The organism is Spongiibacter sp. UBA1325 (assembly GCF_002306875.1).
GTDB classification, from domain to species: domain Bacteria; phylum Pseudomonadota; class Gammaproteobacteria; order Pseudomonadales; family Spongiibacteraceae; genus Spongiibacter; species Spongiibacter marinus.
In genome coordinates, this window is record NZ_DBTD01000009.1 from 539180 (window position 1) to 561206 (window position 22027).

19 protein-coding genes are annotated in these 22027 nt (G+C 59.4%); 12 read left to right on the forward strand and 7 right to left on the reverse strand.

Annotated elements, in window-relative coordinates; all coding sequences use genetic code 11:
- Positions 1-16: 16 nt before the first annotated feature.
- Positions 17-1234: a bifunctional phosphopantothenoylcysteine decarboxylase/phosphopantothenate--cysteine ligase CoaBC gene (coaBC, locus tag B3K78_RS11060; RefSeq protein ID WP_286695503.1), complete on the reverse strand. Its 1218-nt coding sequence runs from the start codon at positions 1232-1234 to the stop codon at positions 17-19.
- A gap of 114 nt (positions 1235-1348) precedes the next feature.
- Here coaBC and radC point away from each other — a divergent pair, with 114 nt between their 5' ends.
- On the forward strand, positions 1349-2023 hold the full coding sequence (radC, locus tag B3K78_RS11065; protein WP_204997121.1) for a RadC family protein: 675 nt from the start codon (positions 1349-1351) through the stop codon (positions 2021-2023).
- A gap of 6 nt (positions 2024-2029) precedes the next feature.
- On the opposite strand, the gene B3K78_RS11070 is transcribed toward radC, so the two are convergent.
- A complete protein-coding gene (locus B3K78_RS11070) occupies positions 2030-3145 on the reverse strand; it encodes an NADH:flavin oxidoreductase (protein ID WP_286695504.1) in 1116 nt (371 codons plus the stop codon).
- Between the two features lie 337 nt (positions 3146-3482).
- Here B3K78_RS11070 and rpmB point away from each other — a divergent pair, with 337 nt between their 5' ends.
- The 6 genes from rpmB to B3K78_RS11100 all read left to right on the forward strand — a co-directional run bounded on the left by rpmB (position 3483) and on the right by B3K78_RS11100 (position 11404).
- Entirely contained in the window at positions 3483-3719 is a 237-nt protein-coding gene (gene rpmB / locus B3K78_RS11075; protein WP_022959071.1) for a 50S ribosomal protein L28, read from the forward strand.
- Positions 3720-3730: 11 nt separating this feature from the next.
- The gene (rpmG, locus tag B3K78_RS11080; protein ID WP_022959072.1) at positions 3731-3901 is read left to right on the forward strand and encodes a 50S ribosomal protein L33; all 171 of its coding nucleotides are present in this window, start codon (positions 3731-3733) and stop codon (positions 3899-3901) included.
- A 127-nt stretch (positions 3902-4028) separates the two neighbouring features.
- On the forward strand, positions 4029-6671 hold the full coding sequence (locus tag B3K78_RS11085) for a PD-(D/E)XK nuclease family protein (RefSeq protein WP_286695505.1): 2643 nt from the start codon (positions 4029-4031) through the stop codon (positions 6669-6671).
- Positions 6671-9994 (forward strand): UvrD-helicase domain-containing protein, encoded by a 3324-nt coding sequence (locus B3K78_RS11090; RefSeq protein ID WP_286695506.1) that lies wholly within the window; start codon positions 6671-6673, stop codon positions 9992-9994. Before B3K78_RS11085 ends, B3K78_RS11090 begins: the two co-directional genes overlap by 1 nt.
- Positions 9987-10595, forward strand: a complete 609-nt coding sequence (locus B3K78_RS11095; RefSeq protein WP_204997128.1) for a hypothetical protein — start codon at positions 9987-9989, stop codon at positions 10593-10595. The genes B3K78_RS11090 and B3K78_RS11095 overlap by 8 nt, the downstream gene beginning before the upstream one ends.
- 83 nt (positions 10596-10678) lie before the next feature.
- Positions 10679-11404 (forward strand): YebC/PmpR family DNA-binding transcriptional regulator, encoded by a 726-nt coding sequence (locus B3K78_RS11100; protein WP_204997129.1) that lies wholly within the window; start codon positions 10679-10681, stop codon positions 11402-11404.
- Here B3K78_RS11100 and B3K78_RS11105 read toward each other — a convergent pair.
- Positions 11401-11826, reverse strand: a complete 426-nt coding sequence (locus B3K78_RS11105) for an RrF2 family transcriptional regulator (protein ID WP_286695507.1) — start codon at positions 11824-11826, stop codon at positions 11401-11403. The genes B3K78_RS11100 and B3K78_RS11105 overlap by 4 nt on opposite strands.
- An 89-nt stretch (positions 11827-11915) precedes the next feature.
- Here B3K78_RS11105 and B3K78_RS11110 point away from each other — a divergent pair, with 89 nt between their 5' ends.
- Positions 11916-12272 (forward strand): group I truncated hemoglobin, encoded by a 357-nt coding sequence (locus B3K78_RS11110; RefSeq protein ID WP_286695508.1) that lies wholly within the window; start codon positions 11916-11918, stop codon positions 12270-12272.
- Here B3K78_RS11110 and B3K78_RS11115 read toward each other — a convergent pair whose 3' ends face one another.
- Both B3K78_RS11115 and B3K78_RS11120 read right to left on the reverse strand, forming a co-directional pair.
- Positions 12273-13388, reverse strand: a complete 1116-nt coding sequence (locus B3K78_RS11115) for a helix-turn-helix transcriptional regulator (protein ID WP_204997132.1) — start codon at positions 13386-13388, stop codon at positions 12273-12275. It lies immediately after the preceding gene.
- Between the two features lie 288 nt (positions 13389-13676).
- The gene (locus tag B3K78_RS11120; RefSeq protein ID WP_286695509.1) at positions 13677-14420 is read right to left on the reverse strand and encodes a pteridine reductase; all 744 of its coding nucleotides are present in this window, start codon (positions 14418-14420) and stop codon (positions 13677-13679) included.
- Positions 14421-14528: 108 nt separating this feature from the next.
- Here B3K78_RS11120 and B3K78_RS11125 point away from each other — a divergent pair, with 108 nt between their 5' ends.
- The 4 genes from B3K78_RS11125 (at position 14529) to ybaK (ending at position 19453) form a co-directional block, all read left to right on the forward strand.
- Complete coding sequence (locus B3K78_RS11125; RefSeq protein ID WP_286695510.1) at positions 14529-15299, forward strand: TerC family protein; 771 nt, start codon at positions 14529-14531, stop codon at positions 15297-15299.
- A gap of 94 nt (positions 15300-15393) precedes the next feature.
- Positions 15394-17529, forward strand: coding sequence for a TonB-dependent receptor (locus B3K78_RS11130; RefSeq protein WP_286695511.1), 2136 nt, complete (start codon positions 15394-15396; stop codon positions 17527-17529).
- Positions 17529-18929 carry a PepSY-associated TM helix domain-containing protein gene (locus B3K78_RS11135; RefSeq protein ID WP_286695512.1) on the forward strand — a complete coding sequence of 467 codons (1401 nt, stop codon included), beginning with the start codon at positions 17529-17531 and terminating at the stop codon, positions 18927-18929. The genes B3K78_RS11130 and B3K78_RS11135 overlap by 1 nt, the downstream gene beginning before the upstream one ends.
- A 59-nt stretch (positions 18930-18988) precedes the next feature.
- Positions 18989-19453, forward strand: coding sequence for a Cys-tRNA(Pro) deacylase (ybaK, locus tag B3K78_RS11140; RefSeq protein ID WP_286695513.1), 465 nt, complete (start codon positions 18989-18991; stop codon positions 19451-19453).
- Here ybaK and argE read toward each other — a convergent pair.
- Positions 19418-20605 (reverse strand): acetylornithine deacetylase, encoded by a 1188-nt coding sequence (gene argE, locus B3K78_RS11145; RefSeq protein ID WP_286695514.1) that lies wholly within the window; start codon positions 20603-20605, stop codon positions 19418-19420. The genes ybaK and argE overlap by 36 nt on opposite strands.
- A gap of 137 nt (positions 20606-20742) precedes the next feature.
- The gene (locus tag B3K78_RS11150) at positions 20743-22008 is read right to left on the reverse strand and encodes an inorganic phosphate transporter (RefSeq protein ID WP_204997141.1); all 1266 of its coding nucleotides are present in this window, start codon (positions 22006-22008) and stop codon (positions 20743-20745) included.
- Positions 22009-22027: the final 19 nt, after the last annotated feature.

Genomic DNA, 22027 nt, shown 5'->3' on the forward strand with positions numbered 1-22027 from the left:
AGAATCTTTGCCCGCCTCAGCCGTTGTGATCGCGCTTTTGCTCGGCGTATCGCGCGGCGATAAGGTCGATCAATTGTTTCGCGAGTTGGCGCTTACCCATCTGCTCCAGTTTTTGTTGTCCGCTGGGGTCGATGATCGTCACGCTGTTCTCATCAGAATTAAAGCCGATACGTGTGTCCGAGACGTCATTGGCAATAATCATATCGAGGTTCTTTTTCTCGAGTTTGCCTTTAGCGTAGTGAATAACGTCTTGCGTTTCGGCAGCGAAGCCCACCGTGAAGGGCCGCTGAGCGTGGCTGGCTACAGCGCTAACGATATCTGGGTTGCGCACCAGCTCGATATGCATCGACGTGTTCTGCTTCTTTATTTTCTGCTCTTCGATGTGGGCCGGGCGGTAGTCTGCGACTGCGGCGCAGGCGATGAAAATATCGCAACTGCCCATATTTGCAATGCTCGCCTGATACATGTCGTCGGCGCTGATGACATCTACCCGTGTCACTCGCGGCGGGCAGGGCAGCTGGGTCGGGCCGCTAATTAAGGTGACGCGGGCACCGGCGTCGGCAGCCGCCTCGGCCAGTGCGTAGCCCATTTTGCCGGAGCTGTGGTTGCTGATATAGCGAACCGGATCAATCGCTTCGCGCGTGGGGCCGGCGGTAATGCTCAGGGAAATACCGTCCAGCGCGCGGCTGTTAAATAACCCGGCTGCCAGCTCTGCCAGTTGCTCGGCTTCGAGCATGCGGCCGGGGCCAATATCGCCGCAGGCCTGTTCTCCGGCTGCGGGGCCGAACAGGGCGACACCGCGTTGGCGCAGCGTGTCGGCGTTCGCCTGGGTTGCGGGGTCGCGCCACATCCCCTGGTTCATTGCCGGGGCCAGCGCGATGGGCGCGGGTGTTGCCAGGCACAGGGTGGTCAGTAAGTCGTCGCCGCGGCCGCTTGCCAGGCGCGCCATAAAGTCGGAGCTGGCCGGCGCGACGAGGATCAAGTCCGCCCAGCGCGCCAGTTCAATGTGGCCCATACCGGCTTCGGCTTCGGAGTCGAGCAGTGCCGTGTGCACTGGGTTGCCCGACAGCGCTTGAAGGGTGAGCGGGGTAATGAACTCCATTGCGGCGGCTGTCATTACCACTCGCACATCGGCGCCGTGATCTTTGAGGCGGCGCACTAGCTCGGCGCTTTTGTAGGCGGCGATGCCACCAGTGATGCCGAGAAGGATTTGTCGATTACTGAGCTGCTTCATGCCTGGGCTCGATATTGCCAATAAAGCCGCTATTATGAACTTTCAAGGCGATTGGCACTAGGCGGAGCGTCCATAAACATCGTTTTGCTTTGCAGCATCACCAAGGAGGGTGGTATGGCAATCTGTGATTGGCCCGCGGATGAACGGCCCCGTGAAAAACTGTTGCAGCGTGGCGCCCAGGCGCTGTCCGATGCCGAGTTGCTCGCCATTTTTCTGCGAACCGGCGTACGCGGCAAATCGGCGGTTGATCTCGCACGGGAGTTGTTGGCGGAGCACGAGGGGCTGGCGGCACTGATGTCGGCCTCCCAGCAGCGCTTCTGCCAGTCAAAGGGGCTGGGTGATGCCAAGTATGTTCAGCTGCAGGCTGTGATTGAGATGTCCCGCCGCTATTTAGCTGAGGCCCTCCAGCGCGAGCAGGTGTTCGCCAGCGCGGCAGCGACCAAACAGTATTTGTGCGCCCAGTTACGCGGCGAGCGGCGTGAGGTTTTTGCGGTGCTATATCTGGACAACCAGCATGCGCTGATTGCCTATGAGCCGCTGTTTTTTGGCACGATTGACGGCGCCGCTGTCTACCCGCGGGAGATTGCCCGTCGCGCTCTGGAGCTAAATGCCGCGGCGATAATCGTTGCCCACAACCACCCCAGTGGGGTCGCCGAGCCCAGCGACGCCGATGTGCGAATCACGGCCCGCATCCGCGAGGCTGTGCAGCTGTTGGATATTCGTTTGTTAGATCACTGCATTGTGGCCGGCCCCGAGGTGATTTCCCTGGCGGAGCGCGGCCTTTTGTAAAGCGCGCTAGCTCAGGGCCATCATCGACTTCACATCAAAGCTTTGCAGCTCGTCTTCGCGGCCATCGTGCAACTTGGCGACCCAATTGGGGTCTTGCAGCAGTGCCCGGCCAACCGCGATCAGGTCGAACTCGCCGTCGCTCATGCGCTGCTCGAGTTCGTCCATGCGCTGGTGCTGGTCGCGCTCAGATGACATCCCTTTGGCTAGTGTGTCGAGGAAGTCGCCCTCAAGGCCAACCGAGCCGACGCTGATAGTGGGTTTGCCGGTCAGCTTCTTCGCCCAGCCGGCAAAATTCAGTGACGACCCCTCAAACTCCGGTTCCCAAAAGCGGCGCTGTGAACAGTGGAAAATATCGGCCCCGGCGTCGCTGAGCGCCTCAAGCCAGGCGGCCATTTCCTCGGGGGTGTCGGCGAGTCGGGCCTGATAGTCCTGTTGCTTCCACTGGGAAATTCGCAGGATCAGCGCAAAGTCTTCACCCACCGCTGCCCGCGCCGCTTTGAGAATCTCCACCGCAAAGCGGCTGCGCTCTACCAGCGTCTTGCCGCCATATTTGTCGTCGCGCTGGTTGGTCGGCCCCCAGAAGAATTCATCAATCAGGTAGCCGTGGGCGCCGTGAAACTCGGCGGCGTCGCAGCCGATTTGCTTCGCGGCGAGGGCCGCTTGGGCAAAGGCATCAATGGTGTCGGCAATGTCGCTGTCGGACATGACGCGGCCCCGGGTTTTTCCGGGTGAGGGAATCCCTGACGGGCTCTCTAGTAGCGCGTCGTCAATGCGCTCGGCGCCGCCCGCGGCCCGCATCGCGCCCACGTGCCAAAGCTGGGGGGCAAAGTGGCCACCGGCATCGTGTACCGCTTCGACAACCTGCTGCCACGCGGCGAGCTCGGCTTCGCCGTGAAAACGGGGAACCTTGGCGTCGTTGAGCGCGCCGGGGCGGCCAATGCCTGTTCCCTCGGAGATGATCAGGCCGACGCCGCCTTCGGCGCGACGCTGGTAGTAGCCGCGCATGGCATCGGAGATAATACCGCCGGGCGAGTGCGAGCGCGTCATCGGTGCCATGGCCAGGCGATTGGGTAGCCGCAATGACTTGCAGGAGAAGGGGGTAAACAGAGCGTCGCGTGACATAACTGGGTGGCCTCCACGGGGCTGATTCTCAAAATGTGTGCGGGCGCGAATTTAGTCGCGCGCGATACAAATTTGAGCTTAACACGCAACTGGCAATGGCGATAGCGGCACATCTGCACCGCAATGCTGGTTTTTTCACCAGTTTCATTGATTAGGGGGGAGGCTTCTGGTATAAAGTCGCGCTCAATTTGGGTCTGACCGCTGCGCGGTGTCAAGCGAGCCTGATTCGGGCACTGGTTTTCCCGGTGCTGCGGCCCATATTTTTTAAAGCGAAAGTTTTGAAGCAGAATTCATCGGGCTTTTTTGCGTAAAAAGCTTAAAGAGGCGAAGGAAAATCATGTCCAGAGTATGTCAAGTTACTGGTAAGCGTCCGGTAACCGGTAACAATGTATCCCACGCAAAAAACCGCACCCGTCGTCGTTTTTTGCCAAACCTGCACAGCCACCGTTTCTGGGTTGAAGCAGAAAAACGTTTCGTAACCTTGCGCGTATCTGCCAAGGGCATGCGTATCATCGACAAAAAGGGCATCGATGCAGTTCTGGCTGATCTGCGCGCCCGTGGCGAAAAATACTAAGGAGAACCATCATGGCGAAGAAAGGCGCTAGCGATAAAATCCGTCTGGTCTCCAGCGCGGGCACTGGTCACTTCTACACGACCACTAAAAACAAGCGTAACACTCCGGACAAGTTCGAATTTAAAAAATACGACCCGGTTGTTCGCAAGCACGTGATCTACAAAGAAGCCAAAATCAAGTAAGGCCTCTTCGCGAGATTGCAAAAAGCCGCGCTGGTCGCGGCTTTTTTTATGCCTGACGTTTTTGCCTCAGACTTTTGCAATAATACTGGCTTTGGCCACACCCAGATTAGCAACACAAGGATGCTGAATGACGCCACTACACTTTGAAGAGCTGCTCAACCTGGACGGCAAAAGTGTGGTGCTCGTGCCCAGTGATGCCAGTGCCCGCCAGTTACGGGAGCGCATTGCGGTGGCGCGGGGCGAGCACGATCAGGCCTTTTTGGAAACCATGAGCGTTGTTCCTGTTGCGCAGTGGTTGGCTGAACTGTGGGACGAGAGCCTGCCCAGTCGCCAGGTGTTGCGGCCCATTCAGCTGTTGGCAATCGCGCAGAAGATCATCGAAAGCAGCGAGTTCTTCCCAGCCAACTGTCTCAATAGCCTCGCCATTGTTCGCCAGTTTGTCGATGCTTTCCAAATTCACGCCGCCTACTGCCTTGGCAGTAACCGTGAAGACTACCTGTTTTCCGCCGAGTACCAGGCTTTTTTCCATTGGCGCAGCGCCATGCAGGAGGCGCTGGACGAGCTGGACGCGATGAGTGCGGAGCAGTTACCAGCAGCGCTGAGTGCCGCGTTACCCGAGGGGCTATTGCAGTTGCCGGCGCGTTTAGTTCTCTCGCCCTTGCTGCATTTAACACCCGCCACGCACGCATTTGTCGAGCAGTGTCGCGCGCAGGGTGTGCAGTGTTTTCAGCTCTACGACACGCCGCCTGATGCAGTGCCGAGCTTGTGCGGCGCGACCCAGCTTGAGCAAGAGTGCGACGCCATTGCCAATTGGTTGGCCGGGCAGCTATCGCAGCAGCCCGAGGCGAATCTGGCGGTGTTGGTCGCCGACATGAATAATTACCGCGCCCCGCTTGAGCGCGCCCTGCAACGCCGGGTATTTCCGCAGTCGCTCTATGTCGAGGGCGAGGCGCAGGAAGCGCCCTGGGCCTTTGAGGGCAGCGAGAGCCTATATGCGTATCCACTCATTCGGGCGGCTTGGGATGTGATCTCTCTGCGTCAGGGCGCACTGCCCTTGGAGCAGCTGAGTCGCGTGTTGCGCAGCCGCTTTGTGGCGGACTGGCCAGCCATGCGCCAGCCGCGCGCGCAGTATGATCGTTTCTGTCGCGACCGCTTAGCGGTGCAATGTCAGCTTGGCGACATGCTGGCCTTGGCGCCGTACTTTGGCGAGGACGCCGGGGTCGATGTTTTGCAGGCCTTGCACTCTCACATTAGCGCGCAGCCGTCGCGGCAGCTGCCCTCGGCCTGGGTGCGCAGTTTCGACCAAATGCTGTTGGCGGCGGGGTGGCCGAATGCTGACAGCGATGACCCCGTGGTTGCAGACTGTCGCCGCGGTTTTAGCCAGGCCATGGATGTGTTTCGCGCCTTGGACCGCCAGTTGGGGGAGGTTGCTCATAGCGATGCCCTGCACTGGCTGCAGCATATTCTGACCACCAAGCGCTTCGCCGTCAGCCGGCGAAGCCCGGCCCGCATACGGGTCTTGCAGTACGAGGAGGCACTCGGCCTGCACTTCGACGGCGCCTGGATCGCTGGGCTCGATGATGCAGCCCTGCCGCGCCGCGCTGAACCGTCACCGTTTTTACCGCTGCACCTGCAGCGCCAGGCGCAGGTTGATGGCTGTGAGCCCGGTTTGTGTTTGCAGCGCGATCGCGCCCTGCTTGCAGAAATATTGCGCAGCGCCCCGGTGTTGATGTGCAGCTATGCAGGCGAAGACCCCAGCGGCACACCCCGGGCGCCCTGTAGTTTGCTGCCGGCGATGGCCGCGGCAGAGGCGGCCGATGGGGAGTTGCCGGTTCGCTGTCAGGGGCAGTTAACACATCCGCAGTCAGATGCGGTACGCCCGGTGGCCCCGGAGCAGCGGGCGCGGTTGCGCGGCGGCAGTGGTTTGTTTAAAGAATACGCTCAGAGCCCCTTTCTGGCCTTTTTAAAATACCGTTTGCGCCTCAAGGAATTTCCTCGGCCCGCGGAGGGGCTGGATCATCGCCTGCAGGGGATTTTGGTTCACGACAGTCTGGAAAAAGTGTGGCAGCGCTTGGGGGGCAAGGCCGCGCTGGACGCACTGGACTTTGCCGGGATAGAGCGGCTGGTGGCGCAGTGTGTGGACGAGGCCTTGCAGGGCTCGGAAATCAACCCGCAACGCTTTGGCGAGTCGCTGATGCAACTTGAAAAGACGCGCGTGGTGGCACTGATTAGCCATTGGCTGGAATACAAGGAGAAAGCGCGCCTGCAGGACTTTGAGGTCGTTGCCCTGGAAACAGCAATGGATACCCAGTTAATGGGAATTCCGCTAAAACTTCGCATCGACCGCATTGATCGCATCGGCGACAAGCGCCTTGTTATCGATTACAAAACCGGCAGCATCGATGGCAAGGCGCTCAATAGTGACTCGTTGACTGAGCCGCAACTGCCTATTTATGCGCTGGCCGCGAGCGAAGACAGCCCCGTCGATGGGGTGATGCTGGCCCAGCTGCGCAGCCCCGACGACTTGAAAGTGCATATGCGCAGCAACTGGGCCAACAGTGTTATTGCCAAAAAGGCCCACGGCAATGATGTCGAAAGCCCCGATAAGTGGCAGGCCGAACTTCGTGCCTGGGAGGGCGCCCTGCAAAGCATGGCGGAGGGCATTTTGGCGGGCAATATCGCCCACGACTACAGCACGCAATTGGATCGCAGCTTTAGTGCGTACCTGCTGCCGCTACTGCGCGATAGCGCCACTTCGGAGGACGAATAATGAGCGAACTACTCAGTCCTCCCGATCAATCCCAGCGCGAGCAGGCAGTTGATCCCGCTCGTTCGGTGCTGCTCAGTGCGCCCGCAGGCTCGGGAAAAACCGGCGTGCTGCTGTTGCGTTATCTGCGCTGCCTGCTCTGTGTGGAACGCCCAGAGCAAGTGGTGGCCATCACCTTCACCAATAAAGCGGCGGGCGAGATTAAAGAGCGGGTGATGGCGGCTTTGCAGTCGGCAGAGGCAATGCCGATCAACAGTGTGTTCGACCGCGATATTCGCGACGCCGTATTGGCGGTGCGTGAGCACCAGGCCCGCTTGGGCTGGAACCTGCTGGAAAATAGCGCCCGCCTGCGTATTGCCACCTTCGACAGCTTTTGTGGCAGCCTGGTGCGGCGCTTGCCACTGCTGTCAGGCTTGGGCGCCGCCGCCCCGGTTAGCGACAGCGAGGCGCTTTACCGCGAGGCAATTCTGGAGCTATTTCGTCAACTCGACGACCCACAGTGTCCGGCGCCGCTGCGCGAGGCGCTGGAGAGTTTGCTGCGCTACGGCAGCAATCGCATCGAAACCTTGCAACCGCTGCTGTCGGCCCTGTTGGCCAAGCGCGACCAATGGCAGGAAGATATCCTCAGCGCTGACCTCGATGTGATGGACGAGGCACTAACGGCATTGGTGAGCGAGGCGTTTGAGCGCCACTGGACGCCGCTTCAGCATTTTGGCATCGACGAGCTGTTTGCCGCCTACCGGGAGTCGTCCGGTAGCTGCGATGCACACAGTTGGGCGGCGCAGCTGCCCCAGCCGGAGGCGATTACCGTAACGGATCTGCCGGTGTTGGCGGAGATGGGCCGCAGTATTTGCAAAGGCAGCGGTGAGCTCTATAAGCCGGGATCGGTGCAGCACGCCAAATTTAAAAAGGGCCAGCCGGGAACCGAACAGGCAAAAGACTGGTTGACGCGCGCTCAGGAAAGCGAACCGGAGGCGCTGGCGGCGCACTGGCAGGCGCTGGCAACGCTGCCACCTGCTACCTTACCCGACGGTTCCCGCGAGCTGGTGGGGCATTTTTGCGTGGCGCTGCGCTACCTGCTGGCGCAGCTGCGGCTGGTGTTTGAACAGCGCGGCGGCGTCGACTTTGGTGAAATTGCCCTGCGCGCCATTCATGCCCTTCGCACCGGAAGTGCAGGGGAGGTCAGTGACGCCATGCTGGTCGAGGATCGCATTGAGCACATCCTTGTCGATGAAATGCAGGATACCTCGGTCAGTCAAATCGAACTGCTCAAGGCGCTGTGCCAGGACTGGGCACCGGATGACGGGCGCTCGGTATTCTTCTGCGGCGACTTACAGCAATCCATCTACGCCTTTCGGGGCAGCTTAGTCAGCCTGTTTGATGACCTGCGCCAGTCCGCCGGCTTTGCGGGAAAATCCCTCGACTTGCTGCAGCTGCGCGCTAACTTCCGATCATCGCCGACCCTGGTCAACTGGGTTAACAGCTGTTTTCGCGGCTTGTTTGCCGAGCGTGACAGTGCCTATGTAGAAGCGCTGCCACAGCGGCAAAATCTCGGACGACTGCAGGTTCACCCCATTGCGGTGGCTAAAGATGTCGATGCCAGCGCCAGTGCCGCCCGCCGCGAGGCAGAGGACGTGGTGGGAATTATCCAGTGTGTGCAGCGGGAAACGCCCGAGGCGAGTATCGCTATCCTGGTGCGCGGCCGCAGTCACTTACGGGAGATTACCCCAGCTCTCAAAGCCGCCAATATTGCCTTTTCTGGTCAGGATATCGACAGCCTGGCGCAATTGCCGGCGGTAATGGATCTGCTGTCTATGCTGCGGGCGCTGTGGCACGACGCCGATGAGGTTGCCTGGTCAGGCCTGTTGCGAGCGCCCTTCGTGGGCCTGAGCTGGGACGATCTATTGTGCCTGCGCGAAACCGAAATGCCTCTGCGCGACGCCCTCTACGCCAGTGCCGAGAACACCGCGCTCAGTGACGAGGGGCGGCGCGTTTGCACACGCCTCGTCGAGGCCCTGAATTGGCTGGACTCGCGGCCGGAGAGTCGCGACCTGCGCTGGGCACTGCGCAGCCTTTGGCACCGCTTGGGCGGACCGGCCTGTATTGCGCCGCACCAGCAAGCTGATATCGACCGTGTGCTTGCGGTGCTCGACGAGCACGCGCCCTCGGGTATTCTCGAAGACATCGCGGCCTTTGAATCGTCGCTGGCACGGTTGTTCGCCGCGCCGCCGAGCAGCCGCGTGGAGTTGATGACCATTCACAAATCCAAGGGTCTGGAGTTTGATGTGGTGATCCTGCCGGGCCTGGGCAATCGCGGCCGCAATGATGACCGGCCACTGTTGGCCTGGCAGCGCCTGCAACAGCACATGCTGTTTGCCCCCAAGCCGCAGCGCAGTGGCGGTGATGAGCAGCGGCTTTACGACTACCTGTGTGGCGTGCAGAAGCAGGCGCTTAGTGAAGAGTTGGATCGCCTGCTCTATGTGGCACTCACCCGCGCGAAGGTGGAACTGCACCTGTTTGGCGTGGCGAAAATGAACAGTAAAGACGACCTCAAGCCCGATGCGGCAAGTTTTCTGGCGCGGCTATGGCCGGTGGTGTCGGCTGACTTCGAAGCCGCCGAGCTGCTGCAGGACGGCGATGAAGCGTCGCCGCTGCGAGTGCCGCTGGCACCGAGGTTACGCGACTTTTCTGTGACACTGCAGCCGCCCTGGCAGGCGGAGGTGTACCCGGAGTCGCCGCTGCAACGGGTGCAGCGCCAGACCGAAAACGCGGTGCTTGAAGACAATATTGAAGAGCGCGCAGTCGGTATTGTGTTCCACGAATTAATGGAGCGGCTGGGGCGCCAGCAAACGAGCCGGGTGCTGATAGATGACCGCGCCAGATTGGTCGGCGCATTGCGACAGCGGTTGCGCCATCATTGCCACCCCGAGCCGGGCCTGGAAGACAGTCTGGCACGAGTGCTGCACTTACTCGACAACACACTGGCCTGTGAGCAGGGGCAGTGGATTCTGCAAAGTTACGACTGGCAGGCCAGTGAACAAACCATTCGTCGCTTGATGGCAGGACAGTGGCAAACACTCATTCTCGATCGCGCGTTTATCGACAATCGCGGCGAGCAACCGCGCTGTTGGATTATCGATTATAAAACGGCTGAGGCACGGGGCTCTCTGGAGACCTTTCTGGCGGCCCAGCGTGAGCGCTACAGCAATAAAATGCAGATATACCGAGAGGCCTTGCAGGCAACTGGGTTAGAATGTCCGATTTCGTCGGCGCTGTATTTTCCTGCTCATCAGCGCCTGCTTTGTTTGGATGGACAAGATGATTAAATTCTCTGGCTTGGGCAGCCTGGTGTTAACGGGCATTCTGGCAGCCAGTTTGTCGGCATGCAGCTCAATGGTAGACCGCCAGCAGGTGGAATTTGAGGGTGCCAGCCTTGCTGCCACGCCCGCCGTGGAGTCTCGGGGTGACGTTCGTTCCGCGCCGGCAGATGGCAGCGGCCTGACTACCGCGCAGGCGCGCAAAGCCCTGCTGGGTAAGTGGTATGGCATTGCCAATAGTAAAACCGGTATTCGCAAAGAGTGGTTAGTAGAGCGAGCCGAAGATGGCACCTACCGCACAGACTTTCGCAGCACGCATCCCGACGGTCGGGTAGAGAGCCAGGCCGAGGTGGGCTTTTGGGGCGTTTCGGGGGATGTGTACTTTCGTATTTTTCGCGGCTGGGTAATGGTTGACGGTATGAAGCTGGCCAACGCGAAGAACCCGTCGCACTACGACGCCTATCGCATTGATCACCTGAGCAGCGAATTGATGCGCTACCAACATGTGGACAACGGCCGCCGCTATATTATGAAGCGCATGCCGGAAAACTTCCGATTGCCGGTGGTGTTGGAACAGAAAAACACCGCGCCGCTGAAGTTCGAGTTTTAGCCAAACCGTCAGGCGATTGGCAGAGCGCGCTTTGGCAAGCTAAAATCGCCGACCTTAATTTAACCAACACGCGGAGCTGCGTAATGGGCAGAGCCTACCAAAACCGAAAAGAGTCTATGGCCAAGACGGCCGCCGCCAAAACCAAGGTCTACAGCAAGTATGGCCGCGAAATATACGTGGTGGCGAAGTCGGGAGGGGCAGACCCTGATGCCAACCTGGCTCTGCGCAGTTTGTTGGACCGCGCAAAGAAAGACCAAGTCCCCAGCCACGTTATCAAAAATGCCCTGGATAAAGCGCAGGGCGGTGCCGGCGAAGACTTCTCGCCTGCGCGCTACGAGGGCTTTGGCCCCGGCAACTGCATGGTGATTGTGGATTGTTTAACCGACAACCCAAACCGTACCTTTGGCGATGTGCGCCTGGCGTTTACCAAAACCAACTGCAAGATCGGTACTCAGGGCAGTGTCAGCCACATGTTTGACCACTCTGCGATCTTTGTTTTTGACGGTGACGACGAAGAGGCGGTGTTGGAGGCGCTAATGATGGCTGACGTGGACGTCAGCGATATTGAGTGCGAAGACGGCAAAATCAGTGTGTTTGCGCCGCATACGGAATTCTTTAAGACCAAACAGGCACTGCAAGAAACGTTTGAAGGCATCGATTTTGATGTCGAAGAAATTCAGTTTTTGCCCCAAACCACCGCGCCGATCAGCCAAGACGATATGCCCATGTTTGAAAAATTCATGGACATGCTCAACGAGCTGGACGATGTGCAAAATATCTACCACAGTGCCGAGCTACCGGCTGACTAATCAGCCTGTAGGCGCAGTACCTGCACCTCGCTGCTAGTAATATCGGCGAGCGTGTAGGGTGCCAGGCTTTTCAGGAAAGCGCCCACGGCGTTGCCCAGCAGTCCTTGTAAGGCGCAGTCGCCCATAATTCTGCAGGGCTGCTCTGCACAGTTGATCGGCTGCAAAGTGGTTTCAAACTCTTTTACGATGTCCAGCAGCGCGATGTCCTCAGGGGCCTTAGCCAAACTCAGGCCGCCACCTTTCCCCCGCACAGATTCAACCTCACCCCTGCGCACCAGTTGCATGATGACCTTCGATACATGATTCGGGGAGATGCTGTAAAAGTCGCAAATATCCTGAATCGTAACGCGCTGCCCCGGCGGCTGCCCCGCCAAAAATATCAGGCTGCGAAAGGCGTAGTCCGTATGTTTACTTAATTTCATCTATCAGCCCTTTACCTGACACTGGAGTCGTGGCTATTATAACGCCTCAAAACATGCATTTATTATGCATCTTTAATCGGAGAGAGATAATGACAACATTATATGAGCGCATAGGTGGCGAAGCAGCGGTAGACAAGGCCGTGGATATTTTTTACGAAAAGGTGCTGGCAGATGAGCGCATCAATAGCTTCTTTGAAAATATTGATATGTTCGCCCAGGCCCGCAAACAGAAAGCCTTCTTAACCATGGTGTTTGGTGGCCCCAATGATTACACCGGTGAGGACATGCGCAACGCGCACGCCGGTATGGGCTTGAACGATGAGCACTTCAACGCCGTTGTTGAAGACTTGGCCGCCACGCTGTCAGAGCTGGGCGTGGGCGACGGAGATATTCAGGAAGTGGCCAATATTGCGGAAAGTGTGCGCGACGACGTACTGAACCGCTAATTAAAGCCGGGCCAGGGAAGAAAACACCACGCTTAGCAGTTCCGACTGTTTGCCCACGCCCAGCTTTTGGTAGCTGGATTTAATGTGGCTGCGCACGGTGCTTTCTTTCACCCCCAGTTGCTGGGCAATGGCTGCCGCCGAGCAGCCGTCTGCCAGGCCCTGAATAACGCTGGCCTCGCTAGCGGTAAGGCCGAATAGCTTGCGCAAGCCCTGGTGGCTCAATTGACTGCGCAAGGTGTTGGGTTTGAGCTGCAGCAGTGCGCCAAGCTCCTGGTAACCGGGCCGTATCGACGGAATCAGCCAGGGTTCCACACTCATTTGATAGCCATTGTCGCTGTCGCCAATTCGGGCAAAGCGGCGCGCTTGGCGTTGCTTATTGTCGGTAAACGCCATCAAGTCATTGAAAAGTTGCGCGGCGTGACGATCCAGCTGTGGGTGGTTGAAACGCAGTTGACGACCGCGATGCAGGGCAATGCCACGTTTCAGTAGCGCTTCTGCCATGCTGTTGTGAGACAGCAGTTCGCCCCTTGGGCTGAGTAAGAAAGCCGCGCTATCGACAATTCGTCCTACCGCCTCCAGGCCCATGCGGGTGATTTCGCCATCGATATTGCGCTTATGGATGGCCAGCGCGTTCTGAATATGGGGGACAAAGGCATCCAGAGAGGTCAGCTCGTCGCGACTAAAGGGCTGGTGACTGTGGCTGCGTTGCAGGGTAACGCGAAACGCCCGCCCCTGACTTGGGTCTTCTATATAAGCGCCGCAAGCATGGCGAACATCGGCGGGGCGTGCATAGTCGGCGTAGAATTCAGACGCTAGCAAGGCTTTGTCCGACAGTTCCTGACTGCCGTGAAATTTTTTCGGCGGGCGTTTAATCAGCTCGGCTGACCAGACATCCCGCTTGAGGTAGTAATCGATATAGCTTTGCATATCGCTCTCGTCGATATGCCGGTTCAGCATAACGTCGCCGTTTTTTTCCTGCGTGTTTTCCAGCATTAAGGTGGTAGAGCGGGTGGGAATGTCCGATTCCAGCAGTGAGAAAAAGGCTAGCCAGCCGTCTGCCTGATCCGCGTGGCGATAGAGCTCTCCAATGAGCTGCGACAGTCTGTCGTTGTCCATGTATTTTTCATTGCGCCGGTGCATCCTTGGCAGTGAACAGCGACTCCTTTCGCCGTCCCCAGTTTTGGGGAGGTAGAGCCTCGACTATATAGTTAGTCTTGGCGCTGGGCAAACCCGTCCCGCCACATTCACTGCTTGTTAGGTCGGCAGTGAGTGTCTGCGGCGAGAAGTGTGTCGCTTGCGAATGTCACAGGGACTTCGCCGTGGAACCGGGCCGGCCAGGAAGTTCGCCCATGGGAAGGGATGCCCACTTATTAGTGTTAACAGGCCCTAAGGCGGTTATTGCGGCTATATCGAGATGCTGCGCCCTCCATCAACGGCAATAATCTGGCCGTTGATATAGCTATCGCTTTGGAGCAAAAACCAGACTGTGCCGGCAATATCTGCGGCGCTCCCCCAGCGTTGCAATGGCACGCGCTCACTCACATTTCGCTGTTCGATCTCACCAAAGGCATCGCTGGCTACCGGCGGCAATATTGCGCCGGGGGCAATGCCATTCACGCGTACGTCCGGTGCCAGCTCCACCGCCAGTGATCGCGTCATCATTGCCAAGCCAGCCTTGGCAATACTGTAGACCGGGTGGCCCTGCAGGGGCTTGTCGCCGTAGATATCGACAATATTCACAATGGCGCCGCCGTGCTTGCGCAGCGCCGGAGCCAGCGCCTGGCTGAGAAAGAATGCGCCTTTGACATTGCTACCCAGCAGGCCGTCCCAATCGGCCTCGCTTACCTCGCCCAGCGCCGTCGGGTAGAACCCAGAAGCATTGTTGACTAAGGCATCCAGCCGCTGCCATTGCGCGAGGGCGTCGCTGGCCAGGCGCTCCACGTCGGCGATCTTTTCCAGATCGGCGTACAGCATAACGGCCGAGTCGCTTCGCTGCTGATTGAGCTCTTCGAGCAGGGCCGTGCCAGCGGCGCTTTCGCGGCGGCAGTGAATAATCACGCGGTAGCCCTGCGCGTGCAGTTTGCGACAAATGGTTGCGCCTATGCGCTGACTGGCACCGGTAATCAGTGCGACGGGGGGCGGGTTCATAAGCTCTCCGGCGGGGTTGGCGCGGAATTATCGCAAGTCACGGCGCGCTTTATAAGGATTTTGTTGCGGAATCTCCGCTGTGTATTTGCGCCGTGCGGATGTCGCGCTATGCTCAGCGTTTTCCCATTGCGAGTATTGGTCATGTTTGAGTGGATCGCGAGCCCCGAGGCCTGGGTTGCCCTGGCATCACTCGTTGCACTGGAGATCGTGCTGGGTATCGACAATATTATTTTTATCTCGATCCTGGTGGGTCGACTGCCGGCGGCGCAGCGTGAGAAAGCGCGCCGCCTGGGCTTGGCTCTGGCAATGTTGGCGCGCTTGGGGCTGTTGTTTAGTTTGGTTTGGATTATGGGCCTGATTGAGCCCTTGTTTGTGGCGTTCGGGCAAGAGATATCGGGGCGCGATATCATTCTGGTGGTCGGCGGCTTATTTCTGCTGGCGAAGTCCACCCACGAGATCCATGCAAGTCTGGAGATTAGCGACGAAACCAGCACGGCGCCAGTGTCGGCCAGTTTTGCGTCGGTGATGGTGCAGATCGCGATGCTGGATATGGTGTTCTCGCTGGACTCGGTGATCACCGCCGTGGGCCTCGTCGACCACATTTCCGTGATGGTGATCGCCATTGTGGTGTCGGTGGCGGTAATGCTGTTTGCGGCAAAACCCATCGGCAATTTTGTCGACCGTCATCCCACTATCAAAATGCTCGCCCTGTCATTTTTGCTGATGATTGGCCTGACGCTGATGGCCGAGGGCCTCGATGTTCATGTTCCCAAAGGCTATATCTACTTTGCGATGGCGTTTTCCTTTGCGGTGGAAATACTCAATATTCGCGTGCGCAAACGCAGTCAGATCGCCTTGAGCAAGCGCCTGAGCGAATAGCTGCCGGTGGGACGGGCCTGCGACAATTGGTCGCATTTCGGCAAACCCTGTAGATAACTAGAATGTTCGCCTTTTTACGCACTTGGGGCGAACTATGTCATCTCGTTTACCTGCCGGCCTGCTGGCACTGCTGGTGGCGCTATCTAGTCAATGGGCGGCGGCGGAGCACAACAAGCTCGAAACCGTATTGGTTACCGCCACTCGCGAGGCGCGTCAGCTGCAGGATGTCGCCGCCAGTGTTGGTGTCCTTGGTCAAGACGAGTTGGAAGCGGTAAACCCCGGCCACTCGGCCGAGCTATTAAACCGCATTCCGGGTGTCAATATTGTTCAGCTGGGCTCCAGTGGCGAGGGCGCTGCGGCGGCGATCCGTCAGCCTGTGTCCTACGGCCCGGTTTACCTCTATTTGGAGAACGGCGTGCCCACTCGCAGCGCGGGCTTCTTCAATCACAATGCCCTGTATGAGGTGAACACCGCACTGGGTAACGGTGTGGAGGTGATCAAGGGGCCGGGGTCGGCGCTTTATGGCTCCGATGCAATAGGCGCCGTCATCAACAGCCTGGTGGGGCAGCCGCCGTCGCAAGACCGGGCGAGTGTGAGTGTGGAGGCGGGCGAGCACGACTGGCTGCGCGCGCAGTTGCGCACGGCCAGTGTAGGCGACGAGAACAGCTACACCCTCAGCGCCTCGCTGAGCCACAACGGCGGCTGGCGCGACAACACCGATAGCGAGCGCCAGGAGTTGGTGGCGTCGTGGTATCGTCAGCTCAGCGAGCGTTGGACGGTGAACACCGTGGCCAGTGGCAGTGTGATCAATATGGCGACCGGCGGTTCGGGGCTGCGCTACGATGACTTTCGCAACGACCCGCAGCAGGCGGGAAACACCATCGGCTTTCGCGACGTAAAGGCCTTCCGTCTCTCCAGCGCTTTTGAAAAAACGACGCATAAGGGGCTGTTGAGCCTGACACCCTACCTGCGCAGCAACCAGTTGGAATATATCGCGACGTGGACGCTGAACACCGGCCGCGTGCAGCCACCACCGCCGTGGTGCCCCAGTTGCCCCGCGGCGCTGGATTCGCAGGACGCGCATATCAACCAGAGTGGCCACGATTCTCTCGGCCTGCTCGCCAAGTTTCGGCGCGACTTTGCCGAAAGCAGTTTCTACATTGCCGGGGTGGATATCGACGTCAGTCGCGGCGACACCCGCCAGGACTATATCGAACGCAGCGACAACGATCCCGGTAATTACTGGCAGAGTTATCGTCGCGCCGGCAGGCTCTATGATTTTACGGTCGACTTCACCTCGGTATCGCCCTATGTGCATATAGAGCACCAGCTCTCTTCACGCCTGCGCGCCACGGCGGGGCTGCGTTACGACGCTATTCGCTATGACTACCGCGACCATTTATCCGGCCCGGACACGCCGCTTCATTTGCGCCCCCGTGACCAGGCCATCGACTTTGAAAACCTGAGCCCGAAACTGGGGCTGATCTACGACATCAACGAGCGCCTAAACGCCTATCTGGCCTACCGCCATGCCTTTCGTATTCCCTCGGCCGGGCAGCTCTTTCGCAGTGGCAGTACGCAGGACTCAACCGCTCTGGAGCCGGTGAAAGCCGACAGTATTGAAGTGGGGCTGCGAGGGGAGTGGGGGCATCGCGGCAGCTTTGAAATCAGCCTTTACGATATGCGCAAGGAAGACGATATCCTCAGCATTCAAGACACCGGCACGGGCGCGCGACGCAATACCAACGCCGGTGAAACCCGCCACCGCGGTATTGAACTGGGTGTGGCTCAGCGGCTGGGCAGCAGCCTGGACGTGAGCGTGGCATACAGCCGCAACCAACATGAATATCGCGACTGGGTCGACCGCAGTGGCGACTTCAGCGGCAACGACATGCCCGATGCCCCGCGCAGCTTCGCCAATATCCGGCTCAACTATCACCCGCTGGCGCTCAAGGGCGGCTATCTGGAAGTGGAGTGGTCCCATCAGGGGCCGCACTGGCTGGATGAGGCCAACGGGGACGACGGCAATGCCAATGACCGCGACCGCTACAAGGGCCACGCGCTGTTAAATCTGCGCGCAGAATACCCGCTCAGTGACACCCTGAGTGTGTATGGCCGCGTGCTCAACGTCGACGACCGTCGCTACGCGGAAACCACCAGCAAGTGGGGGCCGAGCTATACACCTGGCCGACCCCGCACAGCGATACTCGGTGTGAAGGTGTACTGGTAATGGCGATGACACGCACCGCGCTGGTCGGCCTGCTGCTACGCTGGCACATGCGGCTGGGGGCGCTGGTCTCCGCCGGTATTATTGCCTGGGGGCTGAGTGGTCTCGCCCACCCCATTATTTCTCGCCTGCAACCGGTGGCCGATCAACATTGCTACCCCCTGAATGCAATGTCGGGTAGTGAACTGCTGAGTCCGGCCGAGGCCTTGCAGCGCGCCGATATTGCCGCGCCCGTTAAGGCGCTGCGACTGGTTGACTGGGGTCAGGGCGCGCAGTATCGCGTGGCCCTTGCGGGGCAGGTTTTGTGGCTCGACGCCCGCAGCGCGGCGCTGCTGCCGCACGCCGAACAGGCCTATGCAACGCAGCTGGCACGGCACTTTAGCGGCGACCAGGCCAGCCCGGTGGCGCAGCTGACGGAGCAGCGGCAGTTCAGTGAAGACTACCTGTTTATCAATCGCTTGCTGCCGGTGCAGCGCGTTGCCTTTGCGCGCGATGACGCACTGCGGGTGTATGTCGACACTGCCAGCGGGCGTCTGGCCGCGATGGTGGATGCCAATAAGGCGGTGGGGTCGGCGCTGTTTCGCAATCTGCACAACTGGGTGTTTATCCCCAATGAACAGCTGCGACACGGGGCGATGCTGGTGTTTCTGTTCGGCGGCATTGTCGTCGGTGTAATGGGCGCTGGCCAATATGTTATGCAGGCGAGGTCCGGCCGCGGTTGGCGCAAGGGCAGCGCGGCGCGAACCTGGCACCGTCGCCTGGGCATCGTGGTGGCGTTAACAACGGTGACCTTCAGCGTCAGTGGCGCATGGCACCTGCTGCAAAAACACAACCCGGCGCCGCGCCACGCAACGCCGAGCGCCGCCTTTTCACCCAGTGCATTGTCGCTGGACTGGGGCCTGCTGGGCGATGGCATCCGCCAGGCCGAATTGGTGGCGGTGCAGGGCCAGCCCTATTTTCGTGTATGGCAATCCGGTGAACTCAGCTATGTGCATGCTGCCAGCAGTCAGGTGCTAGCCGGCGGTGAGGCGCAGCATGCCCGAGAGCTTGCCAGCTATTATTCCGGCAATGCCGAATTGGGCGAGGCCGCGTGGATTACACGCTTTGAAGGCGAGTATGGCTTCATCAATAAGCGCCTGCCGGTGGTGGCTTTCGAGAATCTGCAAAATGGCGATCGCTACTATGTCGAGCCTCGCAGCGGCGTGTTGGCCGCCCATGTTCGCGATAGCGACCGGGCCGAAGGCTGGAGCTTTGCGTGGCTACATAAATGGCATTTTCTCGACGGTTTGGGGCGCGATACACGCGATGCGGTGGCGGCGCTTTTCGCCTTGGGCATTGCCGCCAGTTTTGCGCTCGGTGTCTTGCTGTACTGCCGGCGACTGCGCCAGGGCAAGCCGGGCTGACGCTACCCGGCCGCCCGAGTGCGGCGCTATACTCACGCTTTTGTTTGTGAGGCCTACCCGTGACTCCGGCTATTGAACTCGCACGCAAGGCGGGTATTCGCCACTGCGTTCACGAATATCAACACGACCCCAGTGCCGCATCGTACGGCTTAGAAGCGGCGGACAAGCTGGGCTTGCCGCCCGAGCGGGTGTTTAAAACGCTGGTGGCCGCGCTCGCCACCGGCGAATTGGTAGTCGCCGTGGTGCCTGTTGCCGCCATGTTGAATATGAAAAAGCTGGCCAAGGCAGCCGGGGCCAAAAAGGCGGCGATGGCGGAGGCGAAAGCGGTGGAGCGCAGTTCCGGTTACGTGCTCGGTGGGGTAAGCCCGCTGGGGCAGAAAAAAGCGCTGCGCAGTTTTGTCGACGAGTCTGCCGCAGATTTACCGTCCATATACATCAGTGCCGGGCGTCGGGGATTAGAAATCGAGTTGGCCGCCGACGACCTGCTATCACTCTGCCGAGGGCGTTACGCGCCCCTCTGTTGAGGCCGGCGGCGCAAGGCAAAAGCGTGTAACCAAGTTCTGAATTAACGCCACAGTGGGCGGTATTTGGTCATGAGCAATAAATTCGTCGGGCTGGTGGGCCTGGTCGATTGAGCCGGGCCCCATGACGATGGTTTGCAAACCCAGCTGCTGGAAGAATGGCGCTTCAGTTGCGAAGTTGACCACATCGGCGCTCTGCCCCGTGAGCTGTTCCGCGACCTTTACCAGCTCCGAGTCCGCCGGCTGTTCAAAGGCGTCTACCCCGCCGATCAGTGAGCGTAAACCAATATTGATTTTGCGGCGCTCTGCAATGGGGCTGAGGTGTTGCTGAATGCGTTGGCGCACCTCGTCGGTATCCATGCCGGGAATCGCGCGAATATCAAAATGCAGCTCGCATTGCCCGCAAATACGGTTGGGGTTGTCGCCGCCGTGAATGCAGCCCAGGTTCATGGTGGGTGTGGGTACCGCGAAGCCGGGGTGGTGGTATTTCTCTTGCAACTCGCCGCGCAGGTTTAGCAGTTCGCCAATCACTTCGTGCATGGCCTCCAGGGCGCTGTTGCCCAATAGCGGGTTCGAGCTATGGCCGCTGCGCCCGGTAATGGTAATGCCTTCCATTAATATGCCTTTGTGCGCGCGTATCGGTTTTAGCCCGGTAGGCTCGCCCACTACCGCGTAGCGCGCCCCCGAGATATCGCTCTGCACCAGCGCGCGGGCACCGTCCATGCTGCTTTCCTCATCGGCGGTTGCCAGAATAATCAGCGGCGCTTTGAAGTCGTGGCTCAGCAAGCTACTCACGGCCTCAATCACCAGGGCAAAGAAGCCCTTCATATCGGCGGTGCCCAAACCGTAAAAACGGTTGTCGCGATCGCTCAGTGCAAACGGGTCGGACTGCCAGCGCGCATCGTCATAGGGCACGGTGTCACTGTGCCCGGCCAGCACTAAACCGCCACTGCCGCTGCCGTAGCTGGCGATCAGATTGGCTTTGCCCGGTGTGGCCAGCGGCATAACGCGCACCTCGAAACCGAGGGGGCGCAACCAGTTGGCCAGCTGCTCGATCACAGCTTGGTTGCCCATATCCCACTTCTCGCTTGTGGCGCTGATCGACGGCAGCGCGATCAGCTCGCGAAGCATATTTACCAATGGCGGGTGTTTCATGGTGTGGCTTGCACTCAACGGCAGTAAAGCCACCATTGTAGGCAGGAAAACGGGCAGCGAATAGGGTGTGAGGGGGGAATCGGTCCAGCCACCACTGCCCAGCGCTATGGCCTCGGCAGTGGCGGCGAAGCGCTGGCTTAACCCAGCGTGGCTTTGAAAATGAAGAAGAAAATAATGGCCAGGCCGGCACCCGCGGGCAGGGTCACGATCCACGACATAAAGATGTTGCGGATCACGCGCAGATTCAGCGCCGCAATACCGCGTGCCAAGCCTACGCCCAACACGGCACCCACCAGTGTGTGAGTGGTTGAGATGGGCAGGCCGGTGGCCGATGCCAGCACAACGGTTGAGGCTGCACCCAGCTCGGCCGCAAAGCCGCGGCTCGGGGTCAGCTCGGTGATCTTGGTACCGACGGTGGCGATAACCTTGAAGCCGTAGGTCGCCAGACCGAACACAATACCGCCAGCACCCAGCAGCAATACCCACCAGGGCAGGGCTGCTTTTGCGGCGATTTCGCCGCCGGACTGAATAACGCTAACCACCGCTGCGACCGGCCCGATGGCGTTGGCCACATCGTTGGAGCCGTGGGCGAAGGCCATGGCGCAGGCAGTGAATACCATGAGTACCGCAAAGACGCGCTCGACGCTGGCAAAGCGCGAATGGCCAGTCGGGTCGGGCTCGTCCTTAATGCGGCGCAGGAACAGGTTGCCGATAAAGGTAATGATCAGGCCCGCTACGGCGGCGTACATCAGGCTTTGGCCAAAGGTCAGGCCCAAGCCAATATGCTTGAGGCCTTTCACCATGGTGACCATGGAGATCATGAAGCCGACCAAGAACAGGTAATAAGGGATGTAGCGTTTCGCAGCCTCGAACGGCTTTTCGGCGCGCAAGATCAGGCTTTGCGCGCTGATAAACAGCCCGAAGGAAATCGTCCCCGCGAGCACCGGAGAGACCACCCAGCTGGCGACAATTTGCCCGACCTTGCCCCAGGCGACGGCGTCGACATCAATACCCACGGCGGCAAAACCGACCAGTGCGCCAACAATGGAGTGGGTGGTGGAAACCGGCCAGCCCATCAAGCTGGCAACCAGCAGCCAGGTGCCAGCGGCAAGTAGCGCCGATAACATGCCGTAGACGAGTAACTCGGGACTGTCGGCGACATAGGCGGGGTCGAGTATGCCCTTGCGTATAGTCTGGGTGACTTCGCCACCGGCCAGGTAGGCACCGCAGAATTCAAACAGCATGGCGATAAGAATCGCCTGTTTAATGGTCAGCGCCTTGGCGCCAACCGAGGTACCCATCGCGTTGGCCACGTCGTTGGCACCAACGCCCCAGGCCATGAAAAATCCAAAGAGGCAGGCGAGAATCAGCAGCAGTTGCCCGTGTTCAGCAATGATAGACATGAGTCTTCCTTAAATACGT

Bases quoted from the DNA above. Each gene is read 5' to 3' on its own strand.
- coaBC (WP_286695503.1), bottom strand. From the start codon at position 1,234: ATGAAGCAGCTCAGTAATCGACAAATCCTTCTCGGCATCACTGGTGGC.
- radC (WP_204997121.1), top strand. From the start codon at position 1,349: ATGGCAATCTGTGATTGGCCCGCGGATGAACGGCCCCGTGAAAAACTG.
- B3K78_RS11070 (WP_286695504.1), bottom strand. From the start codon at position 3,145: ATGTCACGCGACGCTCTGTTTACCCCCTTCTCCTGCAAGTCATTGCGG.
- rpmB (WP_022959071.1), top strand. From the start codon at position 3,483: ATGTCCAGAGTATGTCAAGTTACTGGTAAGCGTCCGGTAACCGGTAAC.
- rpmG (WP_022959072.1), top strand. From the start codon at position 3,731: ATGGCGAAGAAAGGCGCTAGCGATAAAATCCGTCTGGTCTCCAGCGCG.
- B3K78_RS11085 (WP_286695505.1), top strand. From the start codon at position 4,029: ATGACGCCACTACACTTTGAAGAGCTGCTCAACCTGGACGGCAAAAGT.
- B3K78_RS11090 (WP_286695506.1), top strand. From the start codon at position 6,671: ATGAGCGAACTACTCAGTCCTCCCGATCAATCCCAGCGCGAGCAGGCA.
- B3K78_RS11095 (WP_204997128.1), top strand. From the start codon at position 9,987: ATGATTAAATTCTCTGGCTTGGGCAGCCTGGTGTTAACGGGCATTCTG.
- B3K78_RS11100 (WP_204997129.1), top strand. From the start codon at position 10,679: ATGGGCAGAGCCTACCAAAACCGAAAAGAGTCTATGGCCAAGACGGCC.
- B3K78_RS11105 (WP_286695507.1), bottom strand. From the start codon at position 11,826: ATGAAATTAAGTAAACATACGGACTACGCCTTTCGCAGCCTGATATTT.
- B3K78_RS11110 (WP_286695508.1), top strand. From the start codon at position 11,916: ATGACAACATTATATGAGCGCATAGGTGGCGAAGCAGCGGTAGACAAG.
- B3K78_RS11115 (WP_204997132.1), bottom strand. From the start codon at position 13,388: ATGGACAACGACAGACTGTCGCAGCTCATTGGAGAGCTCTATCGCCAC.
- B3K78_RS11120 (WP_286695509.1), bottom strand. From the start codon at position 14,420: ATGAACCCGCCCCCCGTCGCACTGATTACCGGTGCCAGTCAGCGCATA.
- B3K78_RS11125 (WP_286695510.1), top strand. From the start codon at position 14,529: ATGCTCAGCGTTTTCCCATTGCGAGTATTGGTCATGTTTGAGTGGATC.
- B3K78_RS11130 (WP_286695511.1), top strand. From the start codon at position 15,394: ATGTCATCTCGTTTACCTGCCGGCCTGCTGGCACTGCTGGTGGCGCTA.
- B3K78_RS11135 (WP_286695512.1), top strand. From the start codon at position 17,529: ATGGCGATGACACGCACCGCGCTGGTCGGCCTGCTGCTACGCTGGCAC.
- argE (WP_286695514.1), bottom strand. From the start codon at position 20,605: ATGAAACACCCGCCATTGGTAAATATGCTTCGCGAGCTGATCGCGCTG.
- B3K78_RS11150 (WP_204997141.1), bottom strand. From the start codon at position 22,008: ATGTCTATCATTGCTGAACACGGGCAACTGCTGCTGATTCTCGCCTGC.